The organism is Shewanella sp. ECSMB14102, assembly GCF_000813075.1.
Taxonomy (GTDB): domain Bacteria; phylum Pseudomonadota; class Gammaproteobacteria; order Enterobacterales; family Shewanellaceae; genus Shewanella; species Shewanella indica.
Map to the genome: position 1 here is coordinate 86,244 of NZ_JWGX01000025.1, position 11,631 is coordinate 97,874.

An 11,631-nucleotide genomic window follows, 5' to 3' on the forward strand; every position below is an offset into this window, starting at 1 on the left:
GAACACCCTCCTTCCCTCTCACGAAAAACAACACTTTACATCCAGAACCGACTGAAGAATCCCCTCCACATCGCCAGCCCCTACCCTATAAAAAAAGGCGACCAATTAGGCCGCCTCTGTGAGTTATTTTGCCAGCAAGAAAGTTCAGTCTTCCGCCTTGGGCTCGCGATAGGCTTCGCCCTTTTCAAGCCACTCGGGGGCCTTGGCACCCTTGAGGTAATGATCGAACCAGTCTTTCATCCGCACACTGTAATCCAGCTTGTTGGGATACTTCTTCAAATGGTGCGGCTCGTCCTGATACTGCAGCAAGACCACATCTTTTCCGGCGCGGCGCATTGCCAGGTACAGTTCAACCCCTTGCTCCCAAGGCACGGCATCGTCTTTGTCACCGAACATAATCATCATCGGCGTTTGAATGCGGTCGACATAAAACACAGGGGAGTTTTCTATGTATTTCTGCGGCGCGCGCATCAAACTTTCACCGATACGGCTCTGGCCGGTTTCATACTGGAACTGACGGGCAAGGCCGGTGCCGTGACGTATGCCGCTGTAGGCACTGGTCATATTGCTTACCGGCGCACCACTGACTGCGGCCTTGAAGATATTGGTCTGGGTCACGGCAAAGGCTGTCTGGTAACCACCCCAGGAGTGGCCCTGAATACCCACTGCATCCGGATCGGCAATCCCCATGTCGATAAGCTTCTGTACTCCGGCGGTCAACGCCTTAACAGAACTGATACCGGGATAGCCGACTTCAAAGCGAATATCCGGCAGGAAGATGACGTAATCATCGGCGGCATACCAGGCAAAGTTGGGCCTGTGATTGATTTTCATGTCCGGAAAGGCGTGCAGGCGATCGCTCATAAAGCGGTAGAAATACACCAATACAGGATAACGCTTGCCACTTTGATAGTTGGCAGGCTTGATTAGCACGCCGTCCATTTCACGGCCATCACCGTTGCGCCAGTGCACCAGCTCTGACTTGCCCCAGGGCAGTTTGCGGCGCTGGGCATCGAAATCGGTTTGTTTGACCGCCTTGGCCGGTTCAAGCAAAGCCGAGCTGTAGAGATCCGGATAGCTGTCATAACGCTCCTGACTGAACAGCAAGGTATCACCCTTGTCGGCCCTGGCCAGCACAGACAGCTTGTTGTCGTTGGCAAGCAGCGGCGTCAGCTGAGCCCGGCCGATAACCGCACGGTAAAAACCGTCGGCCTTGGTCTTGTGGCTATAGCCCTGCAGCAACACAGCCTGATTGCGCGCCACTGTGGCCGGATAAGCCTTGTCTGGCTGGGCCAGAGCTTCGATACGCAGACTTAACTGCTGCTTGCGGCCCTCGCCGCCTGTCAGCATAAAGCCGTCGTGGGAGCGGGTATCAAATTGCCAGATATCGTATTTGTCGTACACCAGCAGGCCTGAGTCATCCTCGAGCCAAGGGCCGAAGCCATAGCCGGGCGCCGCAGATGGATAATCATGATCTTCGTCGGCGAAGCTAACCTTGAGCTCGCTGCTGAGGTTATGCTTGCGACCGCTGGCCACATCATAGAGATAGATGCCGCCCTGCTGATAAAAGGCCAGGTATTTACCTGCCGGTGACAGGGTTGGCGCACTGTTGCTTGGCTGTTGGGTCAATACCCGGGTCTTGTGACCTGTATTGATATCCACCAGATAAAAATCCCGGTAGAAACCGGCCCAGGTGATCATCTTGCGATAGGGAATATCCGAGCTCCCCAGCAGCACCCGCTTGTGTTCGCTCAGCTCAATGTCCGGCACCTTGCGGTCGGCCAGTTGCACCAGGTTGCGCGAGCCAAGATGCAGCACAGCCAGATAGGTGCGGCTCTGCTCTTTTTCATACTGTTTGACTTCGTTGGGCTTGATCAGCGGATCATCCCCGTGCCAGAGGCGTAGATCCCGCTGGGCACTGACCAGCGCGGTGTCGTACAGGTCGCTGCTCTGCTCCACCTTAGGGATTTGCAGCTGCTTGCTTATCTCGGGCACCCGACCGAAGAACAGCCGCTCACCGTCGGCCGAAAAGCTCAGCTTGGCATGGCGATTAATGAGCCAACCCTTGCTGTCACCTTTACTCGGCAATATCTGGCTCAGTTTACCCGACTCTCTGTCGTAGAGAGACAAGGCATAGGGGCGCTCATTCGCATCCAGCGCCGCATCACCTCGGGTATAGGCAAGATAGCGGCCATCACGGCTCAGTGCCAGGGCGCCAAACTGCTTGTCGGCTTGGCTGCTGACCGATTTGAGTTCAAAGCTGCGGGTATCTAGCACAGAGATGCTGTGGCTATTACTGGCACTGTCGTTTTGCGCCAGTGCCAGCACGCTGCCGTTATAAGCCAGTTGCCAGGCGGTCACATGCTCGAAACGCTGTGACTTACCGCTTGCCAGCGACAACAGCTCGAAACGGCTACCGGCATCCAGTTTCGGCGTTTTGGCTACTGGAGCCTCAGAGGCGGATGCTTGAGTGGTTGCTTGAGTGGCTGCTTGGGCTGAAGCCTCTTTGGCATCAATGCCGTTTGGCTCTGCGCTCTCTTTGCTTTCTTCATCGGCTTCATACCAGATAGCCAGCAAAGTGCCGTCTTCGCTGAAGGCATAAGACTTGACCCGCTCAAAGCGGCGCTGCTCACCTGTGGTGTTATCCAGCAGCAACAAGCCTTTTTTCAGCTTCTTGCGCGCCTTGGGGGCAAGCTTTTCCGATTCGAGCAGCGAAGGCGCCAGAGTAAAGGCAGTGTAACGGCCATCGGCTGACAACTGCGGCTTGGAGCCACCGGCGACATCATAAACCTTGGTATTGGCCAGTGACTTGACCACACCACGGCTGTCGCCGCGATCCGGCGCGACACTGTAGGCCAGCACCTTGCCTTGTGGGTCGAGAACCTGATCGGTAATCGACTCAAACTGCATTATATCCTTGAGGGTCAGTGAGGGGCTGCTCTGGGCACTGACAGCGGTCGCGAAACCGGCTGACAGCAACAGCAGCGAGGCTAAGGGCGTTAACTTCAAGATCGTCCTCTTCTTCATTGTTGTTAGACTAAAGTAGACTTTATTATTTTATTGGCGTTCCATCATGGTCAGGCACCTGCTCTTTAGCAAGCTAACCCACACAAAAAAGCGTGATATTGCTCACTATTCCCTGTGAAAACGCGTTGAAAGTGTATAGAATAGCGGCGTTCTAAAGTACAAGATCCTCAGTCGAAAACCGTGTCGATGACATGGTCTGATAAATAGCAGTAACGACCAACCGTGGAAGGACCTCTCCATGTCAAAAAGAACTATTACCGTGATCCCTGGTGATGGGATCGGCCCCAGCATTATCGACTCAGCCCTTAAAATTCTCGATAAGGCGGGGTGCGACTTTGAATATGAATTTGCCGATGCCGGTCTGACTGCTCTGGAAAAACACGGTGAGCTCCTGCCTCAGCGCACGCTGGATCTCATCGAGAAGAACCGTATCACTCTCAAAGGCCCACTGACAACCCCTGTTGGCGAAGGCTTCACCTCCATCAACGTAACCCTGCGTAAGAAGTTCAGCCTGTACGCCAACGTGCGGCCTGTGCTTTCCTTCAAGGGCACCCAAGCCAGATATGAGAACATAGACATCATTACAGTGCGTGAAAACACTGAAGGTATGTACTCAGGCCTGGGACAAAAGCTGTCTGAAGACGGTGCCATTGCCGAAGCCACCAGTATCATTACCCGTCAGGGTGCCGAGCAGATTGCTACCTTCGCCTATGAACTGGCTCGCAAGGAAGGTCGCAAGAAGGTGACCATAGTCCACAAGGCCAACATCATGAAGTCAACTTCAGGCCTGTTCCTGAAAGTGGCCCGTGAAGTCAGCCAGCGTTATCCGGACATTACTACCGAAGAGATGATTGTTGACGCCACTTGTATGAAGCTGGTGATGAACCCGGAAAACTTCGACGTGATAGTCACCACCAACCTGTTCGGTGACATTTTGTCTGATCTCTGCGCCGGTCTGGTGGGTGGTCTGGGTATGGCCCCGGGCGCCAACATCGGCAGCAACGCCGCTATCTTTGAAGCGGTTCATGGCAGTGCCCCAGATATTGCCGGCAAAAACCTGGCGAACCCAACTTCAGTGATCCTGGCATCTATCCAGATGCTGGAATACTTGGGTATGTCAGATAAAGCCGCCGCCATTCGCGCCGCCGTTTCTGCGGTTATCGAAGAAGGCGACCGCACTACCCGCGATCTCGGTGGTACCCATGGCACCACAGACTTCACCCAAGCGGTACTGGATAGACTCTGATCTAATATCAACTCAGTAAGTTGCTAAAAAGGATGACCCAAGGTCATCCTTTTTTATGTCTGCGTTGGCAGGCAATGGGAAACATCCGTCGCCGGAGGCCCAATTAGCGACTTTTAGCTGGAAGCTATGATAGCCGCTGTGCCAGCGGGTTAAAGTCGTGGAGCAAGTGCATCCATGCACAACAGCCAGTTCGCCATCCCTGGCTCTCGCTCGAAGCACGTTGCTACGCAACTCGCCAAACCACACCGGGCAAGGGACTTTGCTTGTCCAAAGCCCCTTGCATCCCCAAGGACACCCCGACGTAGCCGAAATCCCCACTGGCTTATGAAGCAAATTGGCTACACTCAGGACTCGCCAAATGCATCCATGCATAACGGCCAGCTCGCCTTCCTTGGCTCGCGCTCATGAACTTGTTGCTTCGCAACATTCGCCTTGCTCGACCTTCGAGCCTCGACATCCCTGTCTCGGCTACGCCAATTTGCAACAACGCCAGCGGCGGCTCCGAAGGGGGAATTGGTGCAATTCTGCAAAAATAACGTTGCTTAAAATTGCCAATATTTCTACAGACATACACCTCATTTCCAGGCACAGGCGAAACTGTGACCGTCGAAAACAGGGACGTTTTCGTCGAGGCTACAAGGATAATGGAATGGACCCATCCCCTTTTAACCGGCCTCGCAATGGGCCACGATGAAGTTGTTGAAAGTCATCTGGAAAGAGGATGGGTCCACTATGAAGATTACAACCATCGGTTTGGATATCGCAAAGTTGGTGTTCCACGCTGTTGCGGTCAACAAAGCAGGTAAGCTGGTGCGCAAGAAAATGCTTAAACGAAAAGAAGTACTCGGTTTTTTCGCTAAGTTGGAACCTTGCCTGGTCGCGATTGAAGCCTGTGGTGGCGCTCACTATTGGAACAGGGAAATTACTGCCCTTGGTCATCAGGTTAAGTTGATCCCTCCTCAATATGTCATTCCCTATCGGCAGGGAAATAAAAATGACTACAACGATGCCCTTGCCATAGCGGAGGCGGCTCAGCGACCAAACATGCGCTTCGTGCCCGCCAAATCTATCGAACAACAAGATGTGCAGATGTTGCACAGGGTTCGTGAGCGACTCACACAGCAAACCACCGCCTTGGTGAATCAGGTTCGAGGCATGTTGGCCGAATATGGCATCGTGCTGGCAAAGGGAAAAACGGCCTTTCGCAGTCAATTGCCCGACATTTTGGAAGACGGTGAGAATGCACTCACAGCCAAAGGTCGAGCGATTTTCCATGGACTGTATAATGAGTTTGTCGAACTTGAGAACAGGCTGAAAGGGTGTGAAAAGCAGGTATTGCAGGAAAATGCTGATAATCCTATCTGCCAACGATTAGGCACCGTCTTGGGGGTTGGTCCTGTCACTGCGACGGCATTTTATGCCGCTGTTGGGGAGGGGAAGGCATTTCACAATGGCCGCCATTTTTCAGCTTGGTGCGGTCTGGTGCCCAGGCAGCACAGCAGTGGCGGCAAGGATAATCTGCTGGGGATCAGTAAGCGAGGCAATGCCTATCTACGAACCTTGTTCATTCATGGTGCCAGGTCCATTTTGCGTCACTGCGAGCACAAAACCGATAAGCTCAGCCTGTGGGCGAAGGCCCTCGTGGAGCGTCGAGGCTTTAATCGCGCCTGCGTTGCAGTAGCCAACAAGCTTGCCAGAATTGCCTGGGTCATAGCGGCCAAAGAAGAAACGTATCGGCCGGCGACATGAAGCTTATAAATCAGGTTGTGAAGTAAGATAATGCCAACCTATCACCAAGTTGCGGTGACAATTGATTTGATGATGAGACAGTCAGACTGTTCTACTTAAAACCTGTTGAATCCATAGGCTCATCGTGAAGCCGCAAGGATGATGAGGAAAGTAGAAGCACATATCCATCAGGGCCAGAGATTTAACTCAGTAACAGGCCGAATATATGGGTGCAATGAACTCTTCTCAAATTGAAATCAAATGTCTTGCAAACGGGATGGGTCCATATATGTATTCACGCCGTGTCACAGGATCGCCTGTGCGAAAGGCGCACCGCAGGTGATTGGCTACACCGTGGCCGGAAGCTCGGCCAGTACTAATTTAGGAACTTTTAGCTGGAAGCTATGATAGCCGCTGTGCCAACGACCTAAAGTCGTGTCGCTTTGGGTTTCAAACCCAGTCAATTCTGTTGTAAAAACAACCCAAATCAGGGTTTTGTTGCCTTTGTCAAAACTTGACCTTTGGCTAATTGTTTTCAAATTCAGTACTGGGTATTGTATAACCAATTCAAACGCTTAGCTTTAGCACTTTCTTAAGCTTAAGACCGAAAGCAGCACTTTTCCGTTTTCAACGGAATGTAGGGACGAACAGAGTTTGGACCCGTGCGGTAGCCATGGCTTTACTTAACGTTTTTTGTAGGGCTTGGGTTGTAGGGTCATTGGTTTTAAGGCCCTTAGTTGCAGGGCTTGAAGCGCTCATGACAAGCACCTCAGAACTGATTTTTATACAGTATTATTGACGTTCTGGACAAAATGCCGGGAATTTGCAGCTAAGCTTGCGCGTTATTTCCGTAACATTGCAGGAAATACTATTAAATTCATAACGTTAAAAAATACAGCAGGTAGATAATAGGTTTAGAAACCGCGCATGCGCGTTTAGCTGCAAGGGATATTAGGGCTAAACTCTATTATATCCAGCTAATACAAACAGATAGCGATGCGCGTTTACACTCCTCCGAGGACTAAAACGCGCATGCGTACTATACAGCTGTTAAACGAGCCCAAATTATGACCTTCGCAATAATCGTCAGCTTAATTTGGATTTTTAGCTTGTGGACTGGAGCTCGATTTTTGAAGTCATCGAGGACGGAATACAGGCCAAGCGGAAAGGAGCTGATAGTGCGCGCTCTGATCACTGGTTTGTTTTTTTCACCAGGGTTGGTGATTTTAGGATATTTGGTTTTCCCGGCTCCGATTTGGGCTTTTTGTCTTGTAGCTATATTGGGTTGGCAAGACATTTTTTCAGAGATCAACCTATATGAGGTTCAGTACGTTCTGTACTGGGTGGTAGCGCCCTATCTGATCGTAAGCGTTTTGTTTTGGCTTGTGTTTTGGGCGAGAAGCCGAGGAAAGTCCGTTTAACAAGGGGCTCAAGCCGACCGGTACTGCGCTGCGCTCCGTACTGGCGGCTTAGCCCAGGCGTTAGTTGCTTACTGGTATCCAAATGAATTTCGATAATTTGAAAAGCATTTTAGTTTTGGATGATGACCATGAAATTAACCTAATTGATAATGACTGGTTGGTTACTAAAGGATTTAACTCAGACGACCATAATTGGTTATCTAAAGAGCAATTTGATGCAGTGTTCATTTCCACCTCTGAGCATTCAAATAATATCTCTGTTTATGCGTTTGAGACGTTTGAAAGAACATACACAAGTACAGGCTTAACTAAGAGGTTAAACGCTGAATTTGAATTGAACTGGGAAAGCTTTGATAGATTTCAGAGTTCCACTGATATCCTATTCCTATATGTGGTTCCTAAAAATTTGAGTTGGATTTTCTATGCAAATAGGGATTGGTGGCAGTTTGCAAAACGCAACTAACAAGCTGTTGAATAGTGGACAAAATTCAGTTGGCTGATTTCGCTCCGCTCAAGATTATAGCCAACCAAATTTTGCCCTTTAACAAGCGAGAAGTAACAAAGACACCCATTATTAGCTGAGTGAAGGCTCTAGTTGCCTGACTCACAGAAACACTGATGTTTTCACTGAGAGAAAATAATCTTTCAAGCCTTTTGAGGGGTGCTCGGTTATTGAAATGAGTGCAAAAAATCGAATTTCAGGCACGATGGAGTTCGAACAAAGTTCAATTGGAGATAAATATCTTGGAGCCTCGGGGATTCAGCTAAACAGCTTCTGACAATTAGCTAGTTTATCTAACTAAAAGGTGTCTAGGAAATCAGTGGCAATTCACAATGCTACAGCAGAGTTGCTTAAAATTCACAGCAAGCAACTCTGCGATAGTAGCCTTGGTTTTAACCAAGCTGTGCCCAAGCCTTATTGACTTCTTCGGCGATGATTTCAATGCCGCGGCGCATCAATTCAGGTTGTTGCACATAGTTCATCCGAATACACTCACCGGCGTGTGGCCACTCTTCGGCCAGTCCGAAGAAGAAGTACTCTCCGGGCACCACCAACACGCCCCTGGCTTTCAGGCGTCGATAAAGTTCCATGGCACTGATGGGCAGGCCTTCAAACCAGAGCCAGAGGAAAATCGCGCCCTCGGGTTTATGAATTCTGAACCTGGGGTCCGGCAGAGCCTGTTGCAGCATGGCCACGGTTTGCTGCGCCCGCTGCAGATAGAAAGGCCGCACCACTTCATTACCGAGCCGCAGCATATCACCACGGGCTATCATCTCTGTCGCCATCGCCGGGCCCATGCTGCCCGGTGCCAGTGAGATAATACCGTTGATATTGGTCAGCGCCTGGGTGATGGCTTCGTTGGCTATCACTATGCCGCAGCGCAGTCCAGGCAGCCCCAGCTTGGAGAGACTCATGCACAACACAGTGTTGTCATTCCAGAAAGGAGTCACATCCTCAAACAGAATATTGGGGAAAGGTGAGCCGTAGGCGCAGTCGAGGATCAGCGGGATCCCGTGCGCTCTTGCCAGCTTATCCAGCTTATCCACCTCTTCATCGGTCAGCACATTGCCTGTGGGATTGGTCGGTCGTGAAACACAAATGGCGCCGATATCGGCATCGACTTTAAGCCTTTCAAAGTCGATGTGGTACTTGAACAAGCCGCCATCCAGCTTGGTAATTTCCGGTTTGAAGGTACGAAACAGTTCATCTTCCAGACCGGCATCACTGTAGCCGATATACTCAGGGGCCAGCGGCAGTAAGATCTTGCGTTTTTGCCCCTCGGCAGTGGTACCGGCAAACAGGTTGAACAGCGCGAAAAACGAGCTCTGGCTGCCGTTGGTGAGGCTGATATTGTTTTTGGTCAGCGACCAACCGTAGGTATCGTTAAGCAGCTTGGCCAAGGCATTGAGAAAGGCATCTTTTCCCTGCGGGCCATCATAGTTGGTCATGGCCGCGAGCAACTCGCCCTTGGCCAGCATATCGGCATTGAGCTCGGTAAAATAGTCGAGCATGGAGGGGATGGCCGCCGGGTTACCGCCCCCCAGCATAATCGCCCCCGGAGTGCGTAGCCCTTCGTTGAGATCATCCATCAACTGGGTGATACCTGTATAACGGTTAAACTTGTCGCCAAACTTGGAAAACTGCATTACTTCTATCCGCAGACTCATATCAAGAAACAGAACTTATTTAGTAACAGGAACCGCGGCGGATTACACCTTAAAAGTTTTTTAGTTGCGTGATACAACTCAATATTTTCCAAGCTTAAATGACTACAAACGCCCCGAGTAAGAGTTACATGGTCTTTTGAGAGTAGATTTTTGTGCGCCAGCGAACATTTCGCCGACACCGACTTGTTGATCCATTATCTGGGGCACACACTTAAAAACAGGAGAAGCAGCCAGAGGAGCAGCGGGTGTCAGCCTCAAAACTGAGTGAACTAAAGCAGCAACAGCAGAGTCTGTTAGAGCAGGAATTGATGCGGGAGCAAGCCGGTTCCCTGGGCGTTGCCGGCAAGAAGCTGGAACAGGCATTGCAGGATTACCGGCGCCACCATCACCTGTCACCGAGAAAGAAAGCGGAATACATCAGTGTGGTGGCCGATGCCGTTTATAACCTGATGTTGACCCGGGAGCTACTCGGCTTTATCGATAGCAATCTTGAGTGGGTTTGCGGCCAATATGACATTCCGGATGCCGTGCTGCAGCATATGGCCTTGAGCTGAAAAGCATCAAGGCCAGCTTGGGGCAAGGAAGGTGCGAACCACGCCTTGCATCCAAGCCCATAAGCCGACGCAGAGCACACATGGGACTTGTTCGCCCCCTCCCCAACTCACCAAGGCGAGTTGGGTCGCAGCCACAGGTGCACTGTCACTTCATCCCTGTCGTGGTAGAGGTGTTTACAAGCCAGCTTAAACTCTGTGATGCCGTTTTCTTTGAGAATGGCCTGCATATTTTCCAATATGGTGCTCACCTCTTTGTAACGGCTCTTCATCGGCAGTTTCAGGTTAAAGATAGCCTCTTTAAACCAGCCATTGATGGCCCAGGCTTCCATCAGCTCGGCCACCCTGGCCGGCTTTTCCACCATGTCACACACCAGCCAATAGATGTTCTTGCGCTTGGGCTCAAAACGGAAACCATCGGCCTGGAAGTGAGTCACCTGGCCGGTTTCCATCAAACCTGCATCCATGGGGCCGTTGTCGACGGCCGATACAAACATGCCGCGGCGCACCAACTGATAGGTCCAGCCGCCGGGACAGGCGCCGAGATCCACGGCGTTGAGACCGCTGCGTAAACGTTCCTCCCGCTGCGGCTCGGGAATAAAGTGATTAAAGGCCTCATCCAGTTTCAAAGTCGAGCGGCTGGGCGCATCGGCGGGAAACTTGAGCCTGGGGATCCCCATAAAAAACGGTGACGAGTTATGGCTGTAGGAATAACCGGCAAACGCCTTGCCCGGTGCCACAAAGCACACATGGATTATCGGCCGCTTGGGGTTTTCCTTGGCCAGCAGAGTACCACTCTGTTTCAGCGACTGACGCAGCGGCACAGTAAACTTGCGGCAGAAGGTCAGCAGCTCTTTGGCTTCGTTGGTATCCGGAGTTTCGACCCTGAGCTCACCGCCCTTGCTAACATCTTCAAGCGCGGCGGTAATTGGCCCTACCCTGTCTTCCGGAGGCAGGTCGCTGAGCAGATCGCCGCAAACAAACATCTGCCGGGCAAAGATCAATGAGTCCAGCGCCAGTTCCTGTGCCAGAGTGTCGGCTTCCCCTTCGGCAAAACATTGAAAGATCACATAGGCATCGTTGTTGTTGGCCTTGACGAAACCACCGACATTGAGCAGTGCCGCCCGATTTTGGATCTCGGCCGCGCACTCTTTTTCATAGCCGGCACGACAAAACAGAAACAGGTTGTTCATTGGTATTTCCAAACAGTGAATCTTACCGGAAAGCCTCCGGCAACTGGCGAAGGCAGCAAGTATATCAGAAGCCTTTTCCCATCGCAGGTTAGTTATTCCATTCCTTGTTGGACTTTAAACCAGCATTAATCTTGATCAGGTATTCAAATACGGCCGAACTTGATGCCGGCACACGACTCTTTACCAAAGCCAACTCCCAAGCTGAATCAAGTAAACGAAATGGCATTACAACAAAACACCCGCCATCAGGGCAACGTAGTTCACTTAAGCGGAGCTGCCTTGTGATTAACAGGATA

8 protein-coding genes are annotated in these 11,631 nt (G+C 51.2%); 4 read left to right on the forward strand and 4 right to left on the reverse strand.

The genetic code is table 11. The features are described 5' to 3' along the window. Window positions 1-144: 144 nt before the first annotated feature. Window positions 145-3,009, reverse strand: coding sequence for a prolyl oligopeptidase family serine peptidase (locus RC73_RS09515; RefSeq protein WP_039034404.1), 2,865 nt, complete (start codon window positions 3,007-3,009; stop codon window positions 145-147). A gap of 256 nt (window positions 3,010-3,265) precedes the next feature. On the opposite strand from RC73_RS09515, the gene RC73_RS09520 reads away from it, so the two are divergent. The 3 genes from RC73_RS09520 (at window position 3,266) to RC73_RS09535 (ending at window position 7,885) form a co-directional block, all read left to right on the forward strand. After that, the gene (locus RC73_RS09520) at window positions 3,266-4,273 is read left to right on the forward strand and encodes an isocitrate dehydrogenase (RefSeq protein ID WP_025011991.1); all 1,008 of its coding nucleotides are present in this window, start codon (window positions 3,266-3,268) and stop codon (window positions 4,271-4,273) included. A 732-nt stretch (window positions 4,274-5,005) separates the two neighbouring features. Then, window positions 5,006-6,022, forward strand: a complete 1,017-nt coding sequence (locus RC73_RS09525; protein WP_039034405.1) for an IS110 family transposase — start codon at window positions 5,006-5,008, stop codon at window positions 6,020-6,022. 1,482 nt (window positions 6,023-7,504) lie between these two features. Further along, complete coding sequence (locus RC73_RS09535) at window positions 7,505-7,885, forward strand: hypothetical protein (RefSeq protein WP_039034407.1); 381 nt, start codon at window positions 7,505-7,507, stop codon at window positions 7,883-7,885. A 431-nt stretch (window positions 7,886-8,316) separates the two neighbouring features. Here RC73_RS09535 and RC73_RS09540 read toward each other — a convergent pair whose 3' ends face one another. Further along, complete coding sequence (locus RC73_RS09540; protein WP_039034408.1) at window positions 8,317-9,570, reverse strand: valine--pyruvate transaminase; 1,254 nt, start codon at window positions 9,568-9,570, stop codon at window positions 8,317-8,319. A 266-nt stretch (window positions 9,571-9,836) separates the two neighbouring features. On the opposite strand from RC73_RS09540, the gene RC73_RS09545 reads away from it, so the two are divergent. Further along, the gene (locus tag RC73_RS09545; protein ID WP_039034409.1) at window positions 9,837-10,145 is read left to right on the forward strand and encodes a hypothetical protein; all 309 of its coding nucleotides are present in this window, start codon (window positions 9,837-9,839) and stop codon (window positions 10,143-10,145) included. A gap of 107 nt (window positions 10,146-10,252) precedes the next feature. On the opposite strand, the gene rlmM is transcribed toward RC73_RS09545, so the two are convergent. Together rlmM and RC73_RS21135 are read right to left on the reverse strand one after the other, a co-directional pair. Continuing rightward, window positions 10,253-11,335, reverse strand: a complete 1,083-nt coding sequence (gene rlmM / locus RC73_RS09550; protein WP_039034410.1) for a 23S rRNA (cytidine(2498)-2'-O)-methyltransferase RlmM — start codon at window positions 11,333-11,335, stop codon at window positions 10,253-10,255. A gap of 88 nt (window positions 11,336-11,423) precedes the next feature. Then, the coding region (locus tag RC73_RS21135; RefSeq protein WP_235369989.1) for a hypothetical protein at window positions 11,424-11,631 on the reverse strand (208 nt) is incomplete at its 5' end.

What these genes read in the sequence shown, in the direction of transcription:
- RC73_RS09525 (WP_039034405.1), top strand. Translation starts at nt 5,006, where the DNA reads ATGAAGATTACAACCATCGGTTTGGATATCGCAAAGTTGGTGTTCCAC.
- RC73_RS09520 (WP_025011991.1), top strand. Translation starts at nt 3,266, where the DNA reads ATGTCAAAAAGAACTATTACCGTGATCCCTGGTGATGGGATCGGCCCC.
- RC73_RS09540 (WP_039034408.1), bottom strand. Translation starts at nt 9,570, where the DNA reads ATGCAGTTTTCCAAGTTTGGCGACAAGTTTAACCGTTATACAGGTATC.
- RC73_RS09535 (WP_039034407.1), top strand. Translation starts at nt 7,505, where the DNA reads ATGAATTTCGATAATTTGAAAAGCATTTTAGTTTTGGATGATGACCAT.
- rlmM (WP_039034410.1), bottom strand. Translation starts at nt 11,335, where the DNA reads ATGAACAACCTGTTTCTGTTTTGTCGTGCCGGCTATGAAAAAGAGTGC.